General features: G+C 40.3%; 19 protein-coding genes and 2 pseudogenes. 20 read left to right on the plus strand and 1 reads right to left on the minus strand.

Annotated elements, in window-relative coordinates; all coding sequences use genetic code 11:
* Positions 1–72: 72 nt before the first annotated feature.
* The 18 genes and pseudogenes from ACTNES_RS12045 to ACTNES_RS12130 all read left to right on the plus strand — a co-directional run bounded on the left by ACTNES_RS12045 (position 73) and on the right by ACTNES_RS12130 (position 18,230).
* Entirely contained in the window at positions 73–756 is a 684-nt protein-coding gene (locus tag ACTNES_RS12045) for a DUF6198 family protein (RefSeq protein WP_441039410.1), read from the plus strand.
* A 778-nt stretch (positions 757–1,534) separates the two neighbouring features.
* Positions 1,535–3,661 (plus strand): annotated as a pseudogene (locus ACTNES_RS12050) (alpha-mannosidase); the annotation flags it as partial.
* A 114-nt stretch (positions 3,662–3,775) separates the two neighbouring features.
* A complete protein-coding gene (locus ACTNES_RS12055; protein WP_441039427.1) occupies positions 3,776–4,087 on the plus strand; it encodes a glycosyl hydrolase-related protein in 312 nt (103 codons plus the stop codon).
* A gap of 209 nt (positions 4,088–4,296) precedes the next feature.
* Positions 4,297–5,190 (plus strand): annotated as a pseudogene (locus ACTNES_RS12060) (ROK family protein).
* 90 nt (positions 5,191–5,280) lie between these two features.
* Positions 5,281–5,478 (plus strand): hypothetical protein, encoded by a 198-nt coding sequence (locus tag ACTNES_RS12065; protein WP_441039412.1) that lies wholly within the window; start codon positions 5,281–5,283, stop codon positions 5,476–5,478.
* Between the two features lie 80 nt (positions 5,479–5,558).
* A complete protein-coding gene (locus tag ACTNES_RS12070) occupies positions 5,559–6,323 on the plus strand; it encodes a tRNA threonylcarbamoyladenosine dehydratase (protein WP_441039429.1) in 765 nt (254 codons plus the stop codon).
* Between the two features lie 396 nt (positions 6,324–6,719).
* Positions 6,720–7,817 (plus strand): ROK family protein, encoded by a 1,098-nt coding sequence (locus ACTNES_RS12075; protein WP_441039414.1) that lies wholly within the window; start codon positions 6,720–6,722, stop codon positions 7,815–7,817.
* 694 nt (positions 7,818–8,511) lie between these two features.
* Positions 8,512–8,694 (plus strand): hypothetical protein, encoded by a 183-nt coding sequence (locus tag ACTNES_RS12080; protein WP_441039416.1) that lies wholly within the window; start codon positions 8,512–8,514, stop codon positions 8,692–8,694.
* A 471-nt stretch (positions 8,695–9,165) separates the two neighbouring features.
* Positions 9,166–10,350, plus strand: coding sequence for an ATP-binding protein (locus tag ACTNES_RS12085; protein ID WP_441039417.1), 1,185 nt, complete (start codon positions 9,166–9,168; stop codon positions 10,348–10,350).
* On the plus strand, positions 10,347–10,481 hold the full coding sequence (locus tag ACTNES_RS12090) for a hypothetical protein (RefSeq protein ID WP_022380740.1): 135 nt from the start codon (positions 10,347–10,349) through the stop codon (positions 10,479–10,481). The genes ACTNES_RS12085 and ACTNES_RS12090 overlap by 4 nt, the downstream gene beginning before the upstream one ends.
* Entirely contained in the window at positions 10,459–11,220 is a 762-nt protein-coding gene (gene larB / locus ACTNES_RS12095; RefSeq protein WP_020993373.1) for a nickel pincer cofactor biosynthesis protein LarB, read from the plus strand. The genes ACTNES_RS12090 and larB overlap by 23 nt, the downstream gene beginning before the upstream one ends.
* Positions 11,221–11,222: 2 nt before the next feature.
* The gene (larC, locus tag ACTNES_RS12100; RefSeq protein ID WP_291809160.1) at positions 11,223–12,572 is read left to right on the plus strand and encodes a nickel pincer cofactor biosynthesis protein LarC; all 1,350 of its coding nucleotides are present in this window, start codon (positions 11,223–11,225) and stop codon (positions 12,570–12,572) included.
* Positions 12,573–12,696: 124 nt separating this feature from the next.
* Complete coding sequence (locus ACTNES_RS12105) at positions 12,697–13,419, plus strand: LytR/AlgR family response regulator transcription factor (RefSeq protein ID WP_055150878.1); 723 nt, start codon at positions 12,697–12,699, stop codon at positions 13,417–13,419.
* Positions 13,420–13,824: 405 nt separating this feature from the next.
* The gene (locus tag ACTNES_RS12110; protein WP_441039420.1) at positions 13,825–14,661 is read left to right on the plus strand and encodes a GHKL domain-containing protein; all 837 of its coding nucleotides are present in this window, start codon (positions 13,825–13,827) and stop codon (positions 14,659–14,661) included.
* A 308-nt stretch (positions 14,662–14,969) separates the two neighbouring features.
* A complete protein-coding gene (locus tag ACTNES_RS12115; protein WP_216460396.1) occupies positions 14,970–15,971 on the plus strand; it encodes a hypothetical protein in 1,002 nt (333 codons plus the stop codon).
* Positions 15,961–16,734, plus strand: coding sequence for a hypothetical protein (locus tag ACTNES_RS12120; RefSeq protein ID WP_300333320.1), 774 nt, complete (start codon positions 15,961–15,963; stop codon positions 16,732–16,734). The genes ACTNES_RS12115 and ACTNES_RS12120 overlap by 11 nt, the downstream gene beginning before the upstream one ends.
* Positions 16,727–17,566, plus strand: a complete 840-nt coding sequence (locus tag ACTNES_RS12125; RefSeq protein WP_441039423.1) for a hypothetical protein — start codon at positions 16,727–16,729, stop codon at positions 17,564–17,566. The genes ACTNES_RS12120 and ACTNES_RS12125 overlap by 8 nt, the downstream gene beginning before the upstream one ends.
* Position 17,567: 1 nt before the next feature.
* A complete protein-coding gene (locus ACTNES_RS12130) occupies positions 17,568–18,230 on the plus strand; it encodes an ATP-binding cassette domain-containing protein (protein WP_216460399.1) in 663 nt (220 codons plus the stop codon).
* A gap of 143 nt (positions 18,231–18,373) precedes the next feature.
* Here ACTNES_RS12130 and ACTNES_RS12135 read toward each other — a convergent pair whose 3' ends face one another.
* A complete protein-coding gene (locus ACTNES_RS12135; RefSeq protein WP_441039425.1) occupies positions 18,374–20,326 on the minus strand; it encodes a glycoside hydrolase family 31 protein in 1,953 nt (650 codons plus the stop codon).
* A gap of 391 nt (positions 20,327–20,717) precedes the next feature.
* Here ACTNES_RS12135 and ACTNES_RS12140 point away from each other — a divergent pair, with 391 nt between their 5' ends.
* Entirely contained in the window at positions 20,718–22,106 is a 1,389-nt protein-coding gene (locus tag ACTNES_RS12140; protein ID WP_026648382.1) for an alanine/glycine:cation symporter family protein, read from the plus strand.
* A gap of 157 nt (positions 22,107–22,263) precedes the next feature.
* On the plus strand, positions 22,264–22,420 hold a 157-nt coding region (locus ACTNES_RS12145; RefSeq protein ID WP_441039431.1), incomplete at its 3' end, for a TrmO family methyltransferase domain-containing protein.

Raw genomic sequence — 22,420 nt, forward strand, 5'->3', positions numbered from 1 at the left:
ATACAAGGGTCTGCCGTCAACTTTTCGACAGCGGCCCCTTGTTTTTGTGCGTAATGAGGAGAGAAAATTATTATGAAAATAAACGGAGAAGAAGGTTCCAGACATATTTTCAGAGGGGAGCTGGCATTGGTGATCGCAGTTATGATCAACAGCCTTGCAGTTATCCTGATGCTGTATTCAGGTTCCGGAATATCTGCCATATCCAGTGTACCTTATGCATTTGAGAAAGTATTTCCGGTGATCACACTGGGAACATGGACTTATATTTTCCAGGCACTTCTGATCTTGAGCTTGATGATACTGAGAAAGAAATTCGTACCGGTTTATCTGTGCAGTTTCCTTGTAGGATTTGCATTCAGCGAACTACTTGATGTCAATGAGGCATGGATTAATGTCCTGCCAAAGACAATTCCGCTCAGAATCTTATACTTTGTCATCAGTTATCTGCTGATCTGCATAGGAATCGCACTTTCCAACAGATGCGGACTGCCGATCATTCCGACGGACCTGTTTCCACGTGAGTTGTCAGAGATCATCAAGGTGAAATATTCCAAGATTAAGGTTTCTTTCGATGTAATCTGCCTGACAATTACTGCCTGTATGACAGGAATGATCCTGGGACATATCAGCGGGCTTGGAATAGGAACCGTGCTGGCAGCATTTACCATGGGGAAAGTGATCGGCCTGATCGGTGACCAGATGGATAAACATTTCCGATTTGTGAATTTCACCCAGCAACGTTCACAGGCGGCGTAATATAATTGTCAAACAAATCTGAATAATACTACAGTATTTCTGAAAGAATCCCGCATTGCGGGATTCTTTTTTCTGTGATACACTTGACACAACATAAGTATATTGGAGGATATTGACGATAAATATTCTCTTTTATCAGAAAAATATTGTTTTCTGATGGAGAATGACTGGGAGGCAAAAAATGGTTCTCATTAAAGAGCGTATTAGTAAAATGCTGGAATACATAAAAGAGCAGATTTATCCTGAGAGTATGCCAATTCAGAAGTACCGTATGATCAAAACGGATAAGAGATTTGAGAATATAGCAGATCTTGATACTTCTGGCTGGGAAGAATTTACAAATACGGAAGTGTGGGGTGGACACAGAGAATATTACTGGTTTGAAACTTTCGTAACGGTTCCGGAAGAGTTTGATGGAAAATGTGTTGTGTACGAACTTCGGACAGGAAAAGAAGGGGAATGGGATGCGACTAATCCGCAGTTTACAATCTATGTAAACGGCACTCTTGTACAAGGACTTGACATTAACCACAGAGAAATCATTCTTGCAGAGCAGGCAAAAGCGGGAATGCAGTACAGAATTATTCTCTCTGCTTTTACCGGAGATCAGAATTTCAGATTGAAGCTGGATTCCAGATTAAAGGTTCTGGACAGAAAAACAGAGAAGTATTTCTATGACCTCTCTGTGCCATATGAAACTGCACGTCTGTTAAATACAGAGGACAGAGCGTATATTACGATTATTCAGGCGTTAAATGATTCCCTGAATCTTCTGGATATGAGAAAAGAAGGTTCACCGGAATATTACAAGAGCCTTGAGAAAGCACAGGAATTTATTACAAAAGAGTTTTATGAGAAACATTGTGATAAAGAACAGGGGCCAGTGATCTGTTGTGTAGGTCATACACATATTGACTGCGCATGGCTATGGACATTAAGGGTAACAGAAGATAAAGCTGTAAGAAGTTTTTCCACTGTGCTGAATCTGATGAAACAATATCCGGAATATATTTTCATGTCCAGCCAGCCACAGCTTTACAAATTTGTAAAGAAGAATGCACCTCAGGTTTATGAGCAGATCAAGGAGCGCGTAAAAGAAGGCCGCTGGGAAACAGAGGGCGGTATGTTTGTGGAAGCGGACTGCAATCTGGCATCAGGAGAGGCTCTGGTGCGTCAGTTCATACATGGAAAGAAATTCTTCAAAGAGGAATTCGGAACGGACAACAAGATCCTCTGGCTTCCGGATGTATTCGGATATTCAGCTGCCCTGCCTCAGATCATGCAGAAATGCGGAATCCCGTATTTTATGACAACAAAGATCAGCTGAAATGAATTAAACAAAATGCCTTATGATACGTTTGAATGGGAAGGAATTGACGGCAGCAGAGTGCTGACCCATTTTATTCCTACCAGAGATTATAATAAAGCTGCTGTAGAAGGCGGCACAGAAACAGAGCATTTTACAACTTATAATGGTTACCTGAATCCAAGTCAGATGAAGGGCGGATGGGCCCGTTACAGTCAGAAAGACTTGAATGATGAGGTTCTCTGCAGCTTCGGATTTGGTGACGGTGGCGGTGGCCCGTCGAAAGAAGAACTGGAAAATCAGAGGCGTATGAGCCAGGGAATACCGGGATGCCCGAGAACCAAAATGTCCACAGCGCTTGAGTTCTTTGAGAGACTGGACAAAGAAACAAAGGGCAGTAAATATCTTCCGTCATGGGTCGGAGAATTATATCTGGAATATCACAGAGGAACCTATACTTCTATGGCGAGAAATAAGAAGTATAACCGTAAAGCAGAGCTTGCTTATCAGGATGAAGAAACTTATGCGGCAATGGATGAACTGCTGACAGGAAATACATACCCGAAAGATGCTCTTTATGATGCATGGGAAGTGATCCTAAGAAATCAGTTCCATGATATTCTGCCAGGATCTTCCATTAAAGAGGTATATGATGACTCCAAAGCAGAATATGAGAAGATTTTTGAGGAAAATAAAGAATTGAAAGCTGCTTCCCTTGGAAGCCTTGTAAAGAATGTAGATGCACCTTTACATGCGGTGGTCGTGTTTAATCCGAACAGCGGCGAGGTTCCGGGAATTGTTTCCTTTGCCTGCCCTGAAGAGATTAAGAACCCGGTACTAAGAGATCATGGAACTCAGGTTGCGGTCCAGAAGACAGGAGACGTTTATATTTTTACAGCAGTGGGAGTGCCATCAAAGGGATATAAAACTTATGTTCTGGAAGATGGAGAAGAGTCTGCAGAAGAAGCGTCCATGGATGTTTCTGTAAAACATATGGAGAATGACTGGTTTGCAATTGATTATAACGAAAAAGGTCAGTTTGCGAAGATTTATGATAAATCAGCGAAGAGACAGATCCTTAAAGAAGGTAAAGCAGGTAATGTGATCATCAGTTATGAGGACCGCCCGCATAATTATGATGCCTGGGATGTAAATAATTATTATACGGAGAAATCCTGGGAAATTGATGATGTTTCCTCCATAAAAGTAACAGAGAACGGACCGGTAAGAGCATGCGTGAGGATTGAGAGAAAATATCTGGATTCTGTGATCGTTCAGGAAATTTATCTATATCATGATATTCCGAGAATTGATATCAAGAACAGTATTGACTGGAAAGAACACCAGATTTTTGTTAAAGATTATTTCCCTGTAGATGTGCATGCCAATGAAGCAACATTTGACATTCAGTACGGCAACGTAAAACGCCCGACACATGCAAATACGTCATGGGATTTTGCTAAATTTGAAGTCTGCCATCATAAGTGGATGGATGTAAGTGAAGGCGGATATGGAGTAAGCTTCCTGAATGACTGTAAGTTTGGAGTAAGTGTGCGTGGAAGTGAGGTTGGACTTTCCATGCTGAAATCTGCGATCCATCCGAATCCTGAAGCAGATAAAGAACATCATGAATTTACCTATTCAATTTATCCGCATGCAGAAAACTGGACAGATGCCAATACGGTTGCTCAGGCATATGAGCTGAATAATCCGATGACAGCGGTTGTTAAGGAAAACAAGGGCGGAAAACTTGCCACAGAATATTCTCTGATCAAGGTTGATCAGGATAATGTAATAATTGAAACGGTTAAAAAGGCAGAAATCGGAGAGGAACTGATCGTTCGTCTGTATGAATGCTATAATAAAAGAGCGAATGTGGTTCTTACCTGTGGGGAAAAAATTGCAGATGTGGTTGAGTGTAATCTTCTGGAAGAAGATGAACAGCAGGTATCTTATGCGGATCATACAGTTTCTTTCTGCATTAAGCCATATGAAATTAAGACGTTAAAAATAAGACTGAAATAATTAGCTGCAGTTTATTCCATTCTCGGTAATATGCTTCGTAATTTAATCAAACTGCGGAGCAGATATCTGGTCATGAGCAAGTAGCGAAGCGGATGATTTTATCTGTTTGACTTTATGCGAAGCGAGAGGAACAACAGTAACAGCAAAACACTATATAAAGAAAGGGAAGACTGTATTTGCAGGGAAAGAATACAGTTGTGGGATTTATTATGAGATATGCAGTAGCAATTGATATCGGCGGAACGAATACACGAGTTGCACTTGTTAATGAGAATCTGGAGATTACTGACAGGCAGCAGTTTCCTACAAACCCGGAAGATCCGTAAGAAACACTGGGAAAGATTGCAGATGTGATCAAAGGATATGACTGCGAGATCGTGGGAGCAGGAATGTCCTGCCCTGGACCGCTTGATCTGGTAAATGAGAAAATTATCACACCTCCGAATATCAGAGGTGACTGGTATCATTTACCGGTAGCACAGAAACTGAGAGATATGATCCATATTCCGGTATATCTGAATAATGACGGAAATCTGGCAGCTCTTGCTGAAGCTGTGGAGGGAGAAGGGAAGGATTACAGATTTGTCCAGTTCCTGACGATTTCTACAGGAATCGGATCTGGCTTTGTGATTGATAAGAAAATTTTTCAGGGAGCTCATGGATGGGCGAATGAAGTAGAGAATACGATCATGATGCAGGATGGCCCGTCTCACGGAACCATTCTTCCAGGTGGAATCGAGGCAATCAGCAGTGGAACTGCCATTACAGTAAGAGCCAGAAAAGCAGGACTGGATGTAAAACATGCAGGTGAAGTCAATGATCTGGCACTTGCCGGAAATGAAACAGCTAAGAAAATTATGGAAGATGCAAAAGTTCATCTTGCCAATTTCATCGCGGCGATTTATAATCTTGTTGACCCGGATATTGTAATTCTGGGTGGTTCAGTGGCGATTAAGATAAATGGTTTCGTAGAAGAAGTGGAAGAACTTGTGAAGAGTAAAGTTTATGAGGCACAGAGACCATTTATTAAAGTGAGAAAATCCACATTAAATGAGGACTCCGGTCTGATCGGAGCAGCATATCTTGCTTTTTCGAAGCGATAAGGTTACAGAGAGAACTGTAATATACAGAGTTATCTGACAGGAGGAGAAATCCTCCTGCACTAATTTTTAAGAGGAAAATGGCGTATAATTATGAAACGGTTGATTATAAAAAACAAAAGAAGAATCTGGATTTGGTTTCTGCTGATCGTTTTTTTGATCCTGGCGTGCAGAGCGGCCTATATTACAGGTAACAGGGTTGGACGAATGGGAGAGGAAATGGAAAAGAATGATACAGAATCTGCGGTTCAATCCGGAGATGATGATCAGATATATAAAGTGGCAGTGTAAGTAACTGCAGAAGGTAAAATAAGGATGTTGTTCTGATTAATGACAGCATCCAGACAGAAGAAAAAATGAATGGAGGAAATATGCTCAATCAATTTTCAAGAACAGAGCTTCTTCTGGGAAAAGAAGCAATGAATAAACTGGAGAACTCCCGTGTGGCAGTATTTGGAATCGGAGGGGTTGGAGGATATGTATGTGAAGCGTTGGTGAGAAGCGGCGTAGGTTCTTTTGACCTGATCGATGATGACAAAGTATGCCTGACTAATCTTAACAGACAGATCATTGCTACCAGAAAAACGGTAGGCCAGTATAAGACTGAGGTAATGCGAAACAGGATTCTGGAAATCAATCCGAAAGCGGATGTTCGTATCCATCAGTGCTTTTATTTGCCGGAGAATGCTTCTGATTTTGATTTCAGCGAGTATGATTATGTGGTAGATGCTGTGGATACGGTGACTGCAAAGATTGAGCTGATTATGCGTGCAAAAGAGTCCGGGACGCCGATCATCAGTAGTATGGGGGCAGGAAATAAGCTGGATGCGAGTGCGTTTCGTGTGGCGGATATTTATAAGACGAAGGTGTGTCCACTGGCGAAAGTTATGCGCAGAGAGTTGAAGAAGCGTGGTGTGAAGAAGCTGAAGGTTGTTTATTCTGAGGAGCAGCCGATCAGACCGATTGAGGATATGGCAATCAGTTGCAGGTCGCACTGTATTTGTCCTCCAGGGGCGAAGCATAAGTGTACGGAGCGCAGGGATATTCCCGGCAGTGTGGCGTTTGTGCCGTCTGTGGTTGGACTGATCATTGCAGGAGAGGTTATTAAAGACTTGACTGCGGAGTGCAGAAGATAAGAAATGTTTATTTAGGATGTGCATTGTATCAGAGTGGTATGGTGCACATCTTTTTTGTGTAATTTCTGTGCTGTTACTGTTCACAGGTAATATCCCGCGAGGTGTTTTTTGTGAGCGAAGGTCACAGAAAACCCGAGACATACCGCGCGAATTTATGCGATTAGCATAAATTCTGTGCATCGCGAAGCGTGTTACTGGGCACGGAGTGAACAGTAACCTGTTACTCAAATGTGGAAAATAAGATTAGTAAACTGACTTGATTTTATGACGAAATACGGTTATGATGATATTGGGAATAGTAAAAATTGAATAGTAATATTATTTTGGAATGGGAGTTGTAGAGAGAACGTGAATGCAGATAGAGAAGATATGAAAAGGAAAAACAGGGGGACTGTTTTGAAGCTAATTGCTACAGGACGCTGTAGTTCGAGAATCGAGCTGTCTAAGACTATGGGAGTGACGAAGACGGCGATTTCTAAGATGGTTACAGAGTTGATGGAGAGAGGATTTCTGGCTGAGACGAGGAAGCAGGAGAATGCGGAATTGGGGAGGAATCCGATTGGGCTGGATATTGCGGAGACTGCGCCGCCTGTGATTGGGGTTCTGATCATGAGGGATTATTGTGAGGCGGTTTTGTGTAATATGAAGCTGGAGATTTTGCGGCATAAGAAGGTGTATCAGAATTGGAAGGATAAAGAGGAGCTGATGGAGACGGTTTACAGTCTTGTGGATCAGATGCTTTATGGTGCGGAGAATGTTGGGGGAATTGGAGTGGCGTCTGTTGGGCCGCTGGATGTAATTGAGGGTGTGATTGAGGCTCCGCCGTATTTTAATGGAATTCATGATGTGCCGGTGATGCAGCTTTTGAAGGAGAGATATGGTCTGCCGGTTGTGTGTGATAATGATAATCAGAGTGCTGCACTGGCGGAGAAGATGTTTGGAAATGGTAGGGACAGTAAGGATATTTTGCTGATCGGACTGGCAAATGGTGTGGGATGCGGGATTATTGTAGATAATGAGACGTATCAGAGTAGTTCGGGATATACACCGGAGATTGGGCATTTGTCGATTGATTATAAGGGAGAACGGTGTGTCTGTGGAAATAAGGGGTGCCTGGAGCTTTATCTTAATTCGGCGACTGTACTGAAGAGGATGAGGGAAGCGACAGGAAAGTTTTATGATTATAAGACGTTCTGCCAATTATGGGAACAGCCGGAGATCGGTGTTATTTTTGAGGATCTGGTAGAGAAACTTGCAGCAGGACTGGTGAGCGCAGTGAATATTCTGAATCCGGAACTTATTATTCTGGGGCATAATGGAGCGTGGTGGCCGGAGAAATATCTGCAGATGCTGGAGGATGAGATCAACAGCAGGAAATTCAGTAATAAGCAGACGAAGATCCGCGTAGTCCCGGCGTTTTATTCTGAGACAACTGCGGTGATGGGAGCGGTTTGTAATATGCTGACGAAGTATTTCCAGGGGGAAGTGCTTTAAGCGGATTATCAGAGTTGTGTTTATGCGTTGCTATCTTGCAAAGTGTTGCTAAGAGCAAACGGTAACTATTTATATAGGTAAGCTATACACATATTCAATATAAAAAGAATCCTGATAAGTGGAAGACAGGTGATTCTGTCTGAGATATTATCAGGATTCTTTTTTGTACGAAAATTGTATCAGGGTTGTTTTGTTGGGGACAAGAGTGAAGTTGGACGATTTTATCAACCTGAATTAAATTATGCAGATATGGATCAATTTTTTTGATAAGTATTCTGTTTTGGGGGACAAGTCGCAAAGAGGGTGTTTTTGTTGGAAAACTGAAATTATGGGAATAATAAATAAAATATAAAGTAATGTGAAACAACTAAATTGATTAAAATACCTGTAAAATGCGCAAAAAGTATAAAAAGCAGAATCAATATAAAAGGCGTAGACCTAAAAATATTGTGAAAACAGCACAAAATCAATGAATTTATTATATAGAAAGTGACAGAATTAAATATAGTGTCTTGATATTACTAAATAGTGTACTATAATGCAGTTAAAGATAACGAAGGGAGGAACGACATGGACATATACAGTATTGGAGAAATGGTGATCGACTTTATACTTGGCGAAAGAGAGGGTGAATATATAAGGAATGCAGGCGGTACGGCTGCAAATGTAGCTATTGCAGCCGCATGAAACGGACTTGAGACTGGAATGTGCTGTTGGCGTAATCGCAGGTGCAGGTGTGTGGGCAGTGCTTCAGAATGGCCTTACATTTGACAATGCGCCGGTGGCGATCAGAAATATTGTAATCGGTGTGATCGTGGTTGTTTGTGTGTTAATGGATATTGTACGCAGCAATGGAACTTTTAAGATTAAGAAATAAGCTGACAGCAGGAAAGAGCAGATAGATAAGGGTACGGTTTAATCTGGATGGAAATGTGCAGTGCGGGCAGTACCGGATAAGGAGCGAAGATTATATACATAGATTCACCGGCAACTTTTGAGGGTGAGGCGACATTTGCAACAGATAACTATGCAGCTGGTGAGCAGGCAGGGGAAGAGATGTTGAAAATCCTGGATGAAGCCGGGATTACGGAAGGAACCATCGGACTTAAAATAAAAAAATAGTAGTAGAGCCAATATAGAAAGCTATTATAATTGACTGCATTTGCAGAAAATAGAATTTTAGCCAAATAGTATAGAATATATGCAAATTCATGTTTTTTATAAGCGACGGAAGATGTTGACTACACTGGGGTTTCCAAGTATAATGTTTTCTGGTGAATTGGGCGGAAATACAGGCGGTTCGCCAGATACAAGTAATTGATCTTAAGAAATAAAAGGCAGGTTATATATGAATACAATTAGTGTAGAAGAGATGGAGAAGATTGATTCTTCTGAGATTACGATCGTGGATGTGCGGCCGGCGGATCAGTATAGCAGGGGGTCTTTTCCTGGGGCGGTGAATATTCCGCTGGATGAGTTTGATGAGAAGATGGAAACTGTTGATAAAGATAAAACTGTGTATGTCCTTTGTCATACGGGGGACAGGAGCCGGGACTGTGTGGAGAAGCTGAGTGATGCAGGGTATGAGGCTGTGAATATTGAGGGCGGATATCGTGCGTATCTGAGACTTTCTCTGAGTCGTTTTATGGAGAATGATGCTAAGGAGCAGAAGGAACTGAAGACGAAAGAGATTGAGCACAGTATTATCAAGACTTTCAGAAAGACTGTCTGGAGACCGTTTACCAAGGCTTTGAATGAGTATCAGCTGATCCAGGAGGGGGATAAGATTGCTGTCTGTATTTCAGGTGGTAAGGACTCTATGCTGATGGCGAAGCTGCTTCAGGAGCTGAAGCGCCATGGGAAAATTCATTTTGAACTGGTGTTTTTGGTAATGAATCCGGGCTATAATGCGGATAATTGGAAGATTATTCAGGATAATGCAGAGCTTCTGGGAATTCCTCTTACGGTTTTTGAAAGTGATATTTTTGATACAGTGGCAGAAATTGAGAATAATCCCTGTTACCTGTGTGCGAGAATGAGACGTGGTTATCTGTATTCTCATGCCAAGGAGCTGGGATGTAATAAGATTGCGCTGGGACATCATTTTGATGATGTGATCGAGACAATCCTCATGGGTATGCTGTACAGTGGTAAGGTGGAGACTATGATGCCGAAGCTGCACAGTCAGAATTTTGAGGGAATGGAACTGATCCGTCCCATGTATCTGATCAAGGAATCTGCGATCAAGGCATGGAGAGATACTAATGGGCTGCACTTCATTCAGTGTGCATGCCGTTTCACCGAGAACTGTGTAAGCTGTGGGGGCGGACGTGGTTCCAAGCGTGATGAGATGAAAGAGCTGGTTGCACAGTTTAGAAATACAAGCAGTGTGATCGAGACGAATATCTTTAACAGTGTGCGGGATATTAATCTTCGTACTGTTATGGGATATCATAAAGATGGAGAATACTACAATTTCCTGGATGACTACGATCAGCGTGGAAATAAGGGCGCTGGTAAGGAAAAAGAATGATAACAGCAAAATCTTCATTTGTGGAAGAGAAATACACTGCTCAGTATTATAGTGGGAACGGTTGTCTGTATGTTTCTGGTGCAGGTGGTGTTCTAAAAGGAGGAATCCATGACCTTACAGGAGATTCTTGAAAGTGTAAAAAGTGGTTCTGTATCTGTGGAGGAGGCAGAGCGAATCCTTAAGAAAGAAAGTTATGAAGAAATGGGATATGCGAAGCTGGATACAAGCCGTAAGGCAAGAACCGGTTTCGCAGAAGTAATCTACTGCAGTAATAAGGCAGATGAACATCTTCTGAATATTTTTGAAAGATTATACAGAGAAGACGGTGAGGTATTCGGAACCAGAGCTTCCCAACATCAGTATGAACTGGTGAAGGAGAAGTTTCCGGAAACAGAATATGATCCGATCTCGCGCATCTTAAAAGTTGAGAAGAAAGATAAGAAGCGTATTGGTAAGATTGCGGTGTGTTCAGCAGGAACTGCAGATATTCCGGTTGCTGAGGAAGCTGCACAGACAGCGGAATATTTTGGCACAAATGTTGAACGGATTTATGATGTGGGAGTCAGCGGAATGCATCGTTTATTCTCCAGACTGGAGACGATCCAGAGTGCGAACTGTGTAATTGCAGTTGCGGGAATGGAGGGAGCTCTTGCCAGTGTGATGGGCGGTCTGGTGAGCAGACCGGTGATCGCAGTACCGACTTCTGTGGGTTATGGTGCAAGCATGCATGGTCTTTCGGCACTTCTTACCATGATCAATTCCTGTGCGAATGGGATTGCTGTGGTGAATATCGATAACGGCTACGGTGCCGGCTATCTGGCAACACAGATCAACCGTCTGGCAGCAGGTACAGATGAGAAAGGAAATTGATTATGGGAAAAACATTATATCTGGAATGTTATTCAGGGATAAGTGGTGATATGACGGTTGCGGCTCTTCTTGATCTGGGGGCTGACCGCTCAGTGCTGGACAGGGTGCTGAAGAGTCTTAAGGTATCAGGATTTGAGACAAAGATCAGCAGAGTTGTAAAGTCCGGAATAGATGCATGTGATTTTGATGTTGTGCTGGATAAAGAGCATGAAAATCATGACCATGATATGGAATATCTGCATGGACATCATCATGAAGGTCGTGAGTGCAATCACGCCCATGGCACAGGAATAGCGCAAGACCATCACCATCACGAACACCGTGGAATAAAAGAAATTACCTATATTATAGAGCATAGCGCAATGACTGAGAATGCAAAGAAGATCGCATTGCGTATATTTGAAATTCTTGCAGAGGCAGAGAGTAAAGCACACAATGTGCCTGTGGATCAGGTGCATTTTCATGAGGTGGGAGCAGTGGACTCTATTGTGGATATTGTGTCTGTGGCGGTCTGTCTGGATGATCTGGATGTTACAGAGGTTATCGTTCCTGTTCTCTGTGAGGGACGTGGAACTGTCCGTTGTCAGCATGGCATCCTGCCAATCCCGGTTCCGGCAGTTGCAAATATAGTAAGTGCCAATCATTTACATCTGAAAATGACAGAGGTAGAAGGTGAACTTGTAACGCCTACAGGTGCGGCGATAGTGGCAGCAGTAAAAACAAAGGATAAACTTCCGGAAACATTTGAAATCCAGAAGATTGGAATCGGTGCAGGTAAACGCCAGTATGAGTGTCCGGGAATCCTAAGGGCAATGATTATCTCACAGAGCGCAGAAATAGATGAAGAAAAGGCTCAGACAGAAGAATTCAAAAACCCGGAAATCGGAAATAATCCGAAAGCTGAAAATCAGGAAACCAAAGATACGATTATCAAGATGGAGACAAACATTGATGACTGCAGTGGAGAAGTTCTGGGATTTGTCATGGAACGTCTGATGAAAGCCGGTGCCAGAGATGTGCATTATGTGCCTGTTTTTATGAAAAAGAACAGACCTGCATGGGTTCTGAATGTGATCTGTAAGGAAGAAGATATAGAAGCGCTTCAGAATATTATTTTTGAAGAAACTACTACGATTGGAATTCGTTATAGCATAATGGAACGTACGATTCTTCCCAGAGAAACGAGAACCCTTCCGACTCCATGGGGAGAAGTTCAGGTAAAGGTATGCACTTTGAATGGAAAAGAGCAGCTTTATCCGGAATATGAGAGCGTTGCACAGTTGAGCAGAGAAAAAGAGATCCCGTTTACAGAAATTTACCGTTATATTGTTTTGGCAAATAAAGAAAAATAATAACTTTCATATGTGAACCCTTTGGTTTCCCTGAGAGTACTCCACGCGAAATCAAAGGGTACTTTTGTCTTGAAATAGAGTTGTAAGAGCTGTATACTGCATGTAGTATGAAGGGAGAAAAGGAATGTTTTGCATTGGCATTTGCGATGATGATGAGGGTCTCTGCGGGGAACTGGAAAAAATGCTTTATGATTATGGAAAAGAGCATAAAATTCAGATGAATATTGATATCTGGTATCAGGGAGAAAGCCTGTGCCGGTTCCTGAGAGAAAACAAGAAGATTCTTGATGTGTTATTTCTGGATATAGAATTACTGACAACAAATGGAATTGAAGTGGGACGTTTTATAAGAGAAGAACAGGAAAACATGGAAACTGCAATTGTTTACATTTCAGCGAACAGCAGTTATGCGATGGATTTATTTCGTGTACAGCCTACAGATTTTCTGATCAAACCTTTAGACAAAATAAAAGTTGGGAATGTCATGAACAGGATTCAGAAAATTTCGGAAGTCAGAAAAGGTATTTTTGAGTACTTTGGCAGTGGATATTATTTCAAGGTGCTGTATAAAGAAATTCTGTATTTTAGCAGTCAGAATAAAAAAGTGCATCTGGTTTTAAAAGACGGACAGAAAGAATTTAATGGCAAACTGAAAGAAATAGCAAAGAAAATTCCGGGAAATTTCATTCAGATTCATCAGTCGTACCTGATCAATTTTGATTATATCGAAGAATGTTCTTATGAATCTGTGAAAATGAAAAACGGAGATACAATTCCAATCAGCCAGCCATATCGGAAATCAGTGAGAAAGCAACTGGCGGAACGTGTGTGGAGGGACAGAGAGTAAATGTTTGCGTTGATAACTACATTAAGCACGAATCTTTTGCGTACATATATAATCTATCGCTTTATGAGGTTGTTCTTTTGGACAGATATGGAGGAAAAGAAAAAAGAAAGAGCCTGTTATGTATTGTTTTTTATTTTGACAGCAGTGGTACATCTGATATTTTATTCGCCAGGTATGAGTGTGATAACAAATATAGTGCTGATTTTTCTGATTACAGTGTGTTATGAAGGAGCATTGAAAAAGAAAATATTTGTGACACTACTTGTATATGGAACTAATATGGGATGTGATTTAGTATCTGTTCATTTACTGACAGATTATTCAATAACAGGGAAAGTCGGTGAATGTGCTGCGTATATAACTGTACTATTATTGCTGATTTGTGATGTTATTTCAGAAAAAATCTTGATTAAGAATAAAGGAGAAGATAAAACTCCGCATGGGATGATACTGGCGGTTATTTCAGCACTTTGTCTGGCAGAATTGCTTATTGTTGAAAAGGAACTAAAAAATCGTATCCTGCTGGTGTTATTTGGATGTTGTGTTTTGGCAGTTGTATTATTGATTTTCTATTTATATGATGTTCTGATAAGCGCGTATAAGAAACTGGAAGAACAATCTCTTATGGAAAAACAAATGCTCATTTATTCTCACCAGTTGGATGTGTTGATGCAATCGGAAGAGAAAGTAAAAGCTCTACGCCATGATATGAAAAATCATCTGGGAGAACTTGCACTTATGGCTGGAAATCAGAATAATGAAGAAATTCGGAAATATATACAGGACATGGGGGAGTATATGCAGAATCAGTCTGAACTGGTCAGCTGTGGGAATAAGAATCTTGACAGTCTGCTGAATTATCTTCTGGGACAGGCAAAAAAGAAACTGAATCATGTAGAGTATGAGGTACGGGTACCATCTGATTTGTGTATATCAGCATTTGATCTGAATGTGATTTTGGGAAACCTGACAGAGAACGCAATAGAAGCAGCAGAACTGACGAAAGATAAATGGATGTCAGTGGATATATACTATGAAAAGGGCATGCTTTCCATGGAAATAAAAAACAGCTTTCAACATGAATTGGCTGTAGAGAAAAATAAATTATTGTCAACGAAGGAAGAAAAAGGACATGGCATTGGTCTTGCAAATGTCAGGAAGATGGTAGAGAAATATCAGGGATTTATGGATGTTTCGAATACAAATCAGATTTTTATTGTAAAGGTAATGCTGTACTTATAAATTATGTAGAATCTATGAAAGATAGTGTAGTGGTAGGACTGCGCTGTCTTTTATTTTGCAGAAAATTAGTCAAGAGGGAAAATATTGTGACAGAAAACCTTATAAAAAACCACAATATGTTCTGAAAAAACGAATTTCGCCAATTTATATATGAATTTCGCCGTTTCAGAAAATTTTGCGATAAATATGTTATTATTCAAATACAAGGTAAGAAGAAATGAATATATCTGGAACTGTAACACCGTAAGGAAGCAAAAAATGAGTTGTACAGAAAAGCCCTGTACAACTCATTTTTAGGAGGAATAGATATGAGAAAAAAAATACTATTAACGATGATGTTGCTGACAGTTTGTGCTAGTGGAACTAATTCTATATTTGCAACTGAAAATGTGGAAAAAAACGAGATTGAAGTGTATGAAATATCACTTAAAAAATTTGATTACAATAAGGTTTGTGAGTGGTTATTGGAAAAAGAACCACAGGAATGTAATATAATATCTCAGAAAAATGGAAGCCTTATTATAGAGTCAGAAGAAAGCAGTGTTTATGTTAATGAAGGGACGATAGAATATAAAAAAGATGATATGACATCAGATATAGAAACACTGTGTTTTTATTATATTTTACCTGGATTAATAGACATAAATGAGTTTGTGAACGCTGATTCAGTAGAGATGGTAGATGACAGCGAAGATGAGAGAATAAAAAATCAAATAGAACATATCTGTGAATTTAAAGAAAATGAAACACTTCAGTTAATCCGTTCCTGTAAACTGAGCAAAGAGACTCTGGTGGAAGTATCAGAAAAATTGAAACAGTATGGTGAAGAAAATATAGATACATCTGCCTGGAACGCTGAAGAATATACAGGGTTGGAATATGAAATTTTAAAAGATGGAATTCCGGTTATGGGATCAGAAGAACCGACACAAGGATATTATCTGGACATACAACAGGCAATTCCGGCATATGTCAGAGTTTTAATGGGAGATGGAAAGTTAATAGGCGTTAGTATTCAGGAGATGTTTGAAGAGAAAAGTGTATATAGTACTCCGATTCTGTCGTCAGAAGAAGCTCTTGGGATATTACAGAAAGAAGATGAGGAAATAATTTCAGATAAAACCGGAGAAATTGAAGAAATAAAACTTGAGTATGTAATGATTCCGGATTGGACAACAGAAATTTCAAAACCAATAGAATTAAGACCATACTGGTGCATTATTAAAAATGTTGAGGAAGATGGTGAACAGTACACTACAGCCGATAGAATTAATGCTATAACAGGTGGAGATTTGTCATATGGCGAATAGGAAAATAATTATTTTATCAAAATGTCTGATTTCCGCATTATTTGTGAGTTTTTGTATACCGGCAGACAGTTTGGATATTTTTATGGCAGCTATAAAAAACAGAAGTAATCTGGATATTCACTATTTCTGGATGAATTCAATTATTTATGGTGGTATTTATGGATATTATTTTATCTATATATTAGCCGGAATGCCTTATGCAGACTCGTTTTGCTGTGAATATTGTCAGGGCATTTGGCGATATCTTATAATGCGTATGGGAACAAAGAAATATGCTGTCAGGAAGTTTATAATAGCTTTTTGCCTGGGAGGACTAACAGCTTCGGGTGGTGGTTTGCTTTTTATAACTGCTTTAAAAAGTGTATTACCTTTATTTCAGAGTGGCAGAGCAATAGAGGTTACTTTTTTGCCATGTAGTGAAATTTTGATAAAGAATCCGGAAAAATATTTTTTGATTATGTTATATATTATGCTTTTGGCAGGGGGAATGTGGACAACTATTAGTGTTTGTATTTCTGCATATTGCCCTGTGAATTATTTTGTACATTTAATTCCTTTTATAGGCATTTTTTTATTAACAAGATTTAATTCTATGCTCCATTTACCTGATAAGTGGCGTTTAGACTTTTGGCTTTGCGGAAGGGCAGGATTGGAGCAACCATATGTTTATATTTTACTGTTAACAGTCAGTGTTACTGTTTTAATGAGTATATGTTGCTGGTTGTTTTATAAAAAAGTAAAGTGGAGAGTTTTAAATGAATGAGAGTTTATATAGAAGTATTATGGTGTGCAGATATAGATTAAAGGATAGATTTTTTAATAGAAGGTTATGGATAACAGGAAGTGTTTTTTCTGTTTTTTTATATATTGCTGAGGAGGGAGTACGCAAATTTTCTATTCAGACCGGGGAGAAAATCACACCCTGGATTTTTCCGTTTCTGACAAGTGACTGGATTTGTCAGATGCTGATTTCAGGATATTTTCTTTGGTTGATTACAGGATTTTGTGATAAAAAGGAATCTGATAATTATGTGATTGCACGTGCCGGGAAAATCATATGGAAAACAGGAAGCTGTATTGCTATAATAGTTGCTGCTTTTTTATATACATTGAGTTTAGCAGTAGTATCAATCGCTGTTCTTTTTCCGCATGTAAAATTTTCATTAACATGGGGAAAAATATGGAAAACTTTAGCGGTAATAGATAAATCAAAGTATGATGTGCAGATAAATATTCTGCCTTCTATCAGAAGAAATAACTGTGCAGTGGAAGCATTTTTGAAAGCGGGAATACTTCAGCTTCTATGTATATGCTGGTTAGCGTTTCTTATGTATTTTATTTATGATTTATCAGAAAAAGTGATAGGAATTTATATCACGTATGTTTTTATTTTTCTGGACGTTATGCTTACCAATACTATGTTGGAGAAATTTTATGTTTTTTCACCTTTAACGTTAGTTCAGCTTGGAAATTATTCGATAGAAACAGCAAAATACGGGATTAGTTTTGATTCTTCAATAAAGTTTTATTTGTTTGGTATTGTGATATTTGTATCAGGAATATTATTTCATGATTTTATAAAATGGAGAAAATAAATTGGGGAACATTATTGAAATAAAACACTTAACGAAAAAGATAGAAAATCAGTTGATTCTCTCAGATATTAATTTATGTTTTGAAGAGGAACATATTTATGGAATTGTTGGACGCAATGGATCAGGAAAAACTGTGCTGCTAAAATGTATATGTGGCTTAATGGAAGCGACACAGGGAGAGGTGATTTTTAATGGAAAAAGATTGAAGAAAGATATGGAATACATAGATCAGTTAGGGTTTCTGATTGAGCGTCCAGGATTTTTGGAAAAGCTTTCCGCATATGAGAATCTTAGATACATTGCATCCATTAAAAGAATTGCGGGAAAAAAAGAAATTGAGGAAAGTCTACGAAAAGTAAACCTTGATCCATGTGACAAGAAAAAGGTTGGAAAATACTCTTTGGGTATGAAACAACGGCTGGGGATAGCACAGGCTTTTATGGAAAATCCTGAAATTCTGATTTTAGATGAACCAACAAATGGTTTAGACGAATCCGGAGTAAAATTAATAAGAGAATTATTACTTGATTTGAAGAAAAGAAGAAAAATTATTGTGATAGCCAGTCATTATCAGGAAGATATAGATTTATTATGTGATAAAGTATATGTGATTCAGAATGGAAAAATATGTGAAAAGCCACATGAGAAATATTGGGAAGTTTGATATGTATTATTTGAAAAAATAACAATGCAAAAAACAGCCATATATCTGAGTGAATATTTCAGTATTCATCAAATGTATGTGGCTGTTTCTTTTTGTTTTTCTATTATTTCTGAGGTAACTGTTTTTACAGATATATGCTGGGATTACAGAGTGCTTACACCGTCATCATCATAACGGTCATATTCAGCTCCCTCATATCCGATCATGCGGATAGTAGCAGGATCGATATCCTTTACTGTCTGCGCAACATCAGCAACCGGGATTGCTTTTCCCTTGCGAATAAACAGTGGAACTTCATTCAGGGCAACTTCTACATAGTGGTGGCCTTTTTCAAGAATTTCCTGAGAAATTGTTCCATCCGGCAGGAATTTTACGAACATCATTTCTTCCGGCAGATATACATAGCGGCCTTTTGCATTCTGTGTGTAAACTGGTGCGATCATGATTTCGTTTCCAAGGAGAAGCTGGTCCTCTACCTGAGTTGCGAATGCATCGTCTGTGTAGTCAAATGCCAGCGGACGGAACATCATGTCATCGTTTAATGCTGCTTTCATGTATTCGCTGTACAGATATGGAACAAGACGATATCTGACACCGATTACATGACGGAAGTCTTCGATATTTTCAAACTGGTAAGCTTCCTGTTCTCTGGTTCCCAGAGCGGAGTGGTTTCTCATAAGAGGTGTGAATACACCCAGTGCCAGCCAGCGCAGTACCAGGTCACGTGTGGTATCTGCACCGAAACCGCCCAGATCTGCTCCTGTGTAAAGGAAACCGCACATATTCAGGGATGGAAGCATCTTTAAGTTCAGAAGGATGTGTGACCACCAGGATTTGTTGTCTCCCATCCAGATTCCACCGTATCTGTGCATTCCTACATAGGAAGAACGGGAGAACATCAGGAAACGTTTGCCAGGTGCGATTTTTTCAAATGCTTCACCTGCTGCACGGGTCATGTTATAGCCAAACAGGTTATGTACCTTGTCATGGCGGATTTTCTGACCGTTTACATTGTGATAGAAGCGTTTGTAATCTTCCGGATTGTTTGCAAGGGCGTTTACTTTATCACCGAGTGTAAATCCAGGTGCTTCTTCCTTGTCCATGAAGTTGTCTTTGATGTATTCTTTTAATTCAGCAACGCCTTCCGGTGTACAGAACATTGCAGGTTCGTTCATGTCATTCCAGAAACCGTCGATTCCCTTTGAAATGAGACGTTCGTATTTCTGTCCGAACCATGCTCTGGCATCTGCATTCAGGACATCAGGGAAATGAGTCCAGCCCGGCCATACAGCGGAAACGAAATCACTGCCGTCTTCACGTTTGCAGAAGTAGTTCTTCTCAACGCCTTCTTCATAAACATCATAGCCAGCTTCTACCTTGACACCTGCATCGATGATCGGGACAAGGTGGATACCTTTTTCTTTCATTTCATTGACATAGGCTTCGAAGTCAGGGAAGTTTTCCTGATTGACTGTGAAATCTTTGTAGTCTTCCATGTAATCGATATCCATGTATACCATATCGATTGGAATATTGTTTTTACGATATCCGTCAGCGGCTTTTCTGAAGTCGTCAGCAGTTGTATATCCCCAGCGGCTCTGACCGAAACCAAATGCGAATTTAGGCGGGATATAGCTTCTTCCGATGATTTTGCGGAACTGTTTTACGATATCGTAAGGGGTTTCACCCTCGATCACATACAGATAAAGATCTGCATCCTCACAGGTGATCTTTATCTGGGAAGAGAGTGTGTAACCGATATCAAACTTCAGTTTTCCGGGATAATCAACGAAGAGACCGAAAGTCTGTTTTCCGGAGATTACGAGGAAGTTGTGTGCTCCGTAGAGGGAGATTTTATCTTCTGTATGGTTTGGCTGGTCGGAACAGTTGCTTTCATAAACGTATCCACGTTTGTTGATTCCGCGGTTTGATTCGCCCAGACCATAGACAACATCGTTGTCATCCATGTCATAAGTAAAAGAGAAGCCGTTCTCTGTGGAGATAGTTCCGTATGCAGGAGTTCCCTCAGAAGCCGGGATAGAAGTTACGATGGCATCGGTTTCAAATGGGGTCCCGTAAGTATATTTCTGAATCATTTTGTCATGTCCTCCTTAGGTTGAAAATGGTCAAGCGGATAAAATCATCCGCTTTGCTACGCGGCGCTACACCGAATAACTGAAACGCTTAAGTACTGTTAGAAAATACACAGGTGTTTTCCTTGATTTCATATTTACAATAATAGAGGTTTGGGTGAGGAAATGCTACTGAAATTATGACAAATTTATACGTTATTTTGACTTTTTAACCGAATCAAGTAAGTCCCCTGCTTCAATTACGAAAAGCAATGAGCAGTGGAGTGGATAATTTTAGCTGCTTGCTCTGGCAACTTGTTGTGCTTTAATGCTTTATCTTAATAGAATTTTTCTGTACATACGGTGAAAAAAGTGCTAAACTGTTATTATTACACGAAAGAAAGGTTTATTTAACATGCTTCAGACAATTGAATCCATCAATAACGTCGTAAATAATTTTATCTGGGGTGTCCCGGCTATGATCTGTATTATCGGCGTAGGGCTTTACCTGAGCCTGCGGACCGGTTTTGTCCAGATCCGCAAATTCCCGTATGCGCTTAAAACCACACTGGGAAGAATTTTTAAGAAAAAAGAGGCCTCTGACGGTTCCATGACACCTTTCCAGGCAGTCTGTACTGCGTTGGCAGGTACAGTAGGTACTGGAAATATCGCCGGTGTTGCCGGAGCTATCGCCATCGGCGGACCGGGAGCTGTATTCTGGATGTGGGTTTCCGCGCTCCTTGGAATGTGCACGAAATTTACAGAGGTTACCCTGGCAGTACATTTCCGTGAGAGAAACAGACATGGGGATTATGTAGGCGGACCTATGTATTATATTAAGAACGGATTGGGAAAGAACTGGAGATTTCTTGCAGTTCTTTATTCTGCATTCGGTGTACTGACTGTATTTGGAACAGGTAATGCTACGCAGGTAAATACCATTACAACAGCAATTGACACAGCTCTTATTAACTTTAATGTGATCTCAGAGTCTTCCACAGGCAGACTGAATCTGATCCTTGGAATTGTGATCACGCTGCTGGTTGGTATGGTATTGTTGGGTGGTATCAAGCGAATCGGAAGTGTTTCCGAGAAGCTGGTGCCGTTTATGGCATTGTTTTATATTGTACTTGCATTGGGTGTTGTGATCTTAAATATCGGAAGAGTTCCGGCAGTTTTCCATGATATTGTTTATGGAGCCTTTAATCCGTCAGCAGTGACAGGCGGTGTGATCGGAAGCTTTTTCCTCAGTATGAAAAAGGGGGTTTCCAGAGGTATTTTCTCCAATGAAGCCGGACTTGGTACAGGGTCTATTGCTCATGCCTGTGCAGATACAAGCAAACCTGTAAAACAGGGTATGTTTGGTATCTTTGAGGTATTTGCAGATACGATCGTGATCTGTACTCTGACAGCACTTGTGATCCTTGTAAGCGGCGTGCCGGTAAATTACGGTGCAGCGGCAGGTGCAGAACTTACAATTTCCGGATTTACTGCTACATACGGAGGCTGGGTTTCCATCTTTACGGCAGTTGCCATGTGCTGTTTTGCATTCTCAACGATTATCGGATGGGGACTTTACGGAGCACGCTGCATTGAATTCTTATTCTCTGCAAAAGTTATCCGCCCATTTATGATCGCATATTCATTAGTGGCAATCCTTGGCGCAACTGTAGATCTGGGACTTCTCTGGAGCATTGCTGAGACATTCAACGGTCTTATGGCAATCCCGAACTTAATTGGTGTATTCATGCTTTCAGGAACCGCCATTACACTTACAAAAGAGTATTTCGCACAGAAGAAATAACAATAATAGCCCGGAGAGTTATTTTTCCGGGCTATTATTTTATGAGAATTGCGGGAGCTGCTTTGCAGCGGAGCAATTCGTAGATATCAAGTTAGGGGCAAAATGCCTTTTGACCCTAACATCATTTTATGAAAAAGGTAAAAAGGAGAATAGTGTCATGGTCCCAATCGCACATATAGAAAATGATTTTCCGACCAAATTCGGTATCCCCAGGCAGAGTGGCCGTGTAGGGGCACTTAAAGCGAGAATTGTATTCGAGCCGGAATATCGCAATGTGGATGCCTGCCGTGGTCTGGAGGAGTTTAGTCATATCT

It is taken from the genome of Blautia sp. HCP3S3_D9, from assembly GCF_052063845.1.
Lineage (GTDB): Bacteria > Bacillota > Clostridia > Lachnospirales > Lachnospiraceae > Blautia_A.

What these genes read in the sequence shown, in the direction of transcription:
- ACTNES_RS12045 (WP_441039410.1), top strand. Translation starts at nt 73, where the DNA reads ATGAAAATAAACGGAGAAGAAGGTTCCAGACATATTTTCAGAGGGGAG.
- ACTNES_RS12055 (WP_441039427.1), top strand. Translation starts at nt 3,776, where the DNA reads ATGACAGCGGTTGTTAAGGAAAACAAGGGCGGAAAACTTGCCACAGAA.
- ACTNES_RS12065 (WP_441039412.1), top strand. Translation starts at nt 5,281, where the DNA reads ATGAAACGGTTGATTATAAAAAACAAAAGAAGAATCTGGATTTGGTTT.
- ACTNES_RS12070 (WP_441039429.1), top strand. Translation starts at nt 5,559, where the DNA reads ATGCTCAATCAATTTTCAAGAACAGAGCTTCTTCTGGGAAAAGAAGCA.
- ACTNES_RS12085 (WP_441039417.1), top strand. Translation starts at nt 9,166, where the DNA reads ATGAATACAATTAGTGTAGAAGAGATGGAGAAGATTGATTCTTCTGAG.
- ACTNES_RS12090 (WP_022380740.1), top strand. Translation starts at nt 10,347, where the DNA reads ATGATAACAGCAAAATCTTCATTTGTGGAAGAGAAATACACTGCTCAG.
- larB (WP_020993373.1), top strand. Translation starts at nt 10,459, where the DNA reads ATGACCTTACAGGAGATTCTTGAAAGTGTAAAAAGTGGTTCTGTATCT.
- larC (WP_291809160.1), top strand. Translation starts at nt 11,223, where the DNA reads ATGGGAAAAACATTATATCTGGAATGTTATTCAGGGATAAGTGGTGAT.
- ACTNES_RS12105 (WP_055150878.1), top strand. Translation starts at nt 12,697, where the DNA reads ATGTTTTGCATTGGCATTTGCGATGATGATGAGGGTCTCTGCGGGGAA.
- ACTNES_RS12115 (WP_216460396.1), top strand. Translation starts at nt 14,970, where the DNA reads ATGAGAAAAAAAATACTATTAACGATGATGTTGCTGACAGTTTGTGCT.
- ACTNES_RS12120 (WP_300333320.1), top strand. Translation starts at nt 15,961, where the DNA reads ATGGCGAATAGGAAAATAATTATTTTATCAAAATGTCTGATTTCCGCA.
- ACTNES_RS12125 (WP_441039423.1), top strand. Translation starts at nt 16,727, where the DNA reads ATGAATGAGAGTTTATATAGAAGTATTATGGTGTGCAGATATAGATTA.
- ACTNES_RS12135 (WP_441039425.1), bottom strand. Translation starts at nt 20,326, where the DNA reads ATGATTCAGAAATATACTTACGGGACCCCATTTGAAACCGATGCCATC.
- ACTNES_RS12140 (WP_026648382.1), top strand. Translation starts at nt 20,718, where the DNA reads ATGCTTCAGACAATTGAATCCATCAATAACGTCGTAAATAATTTTATC.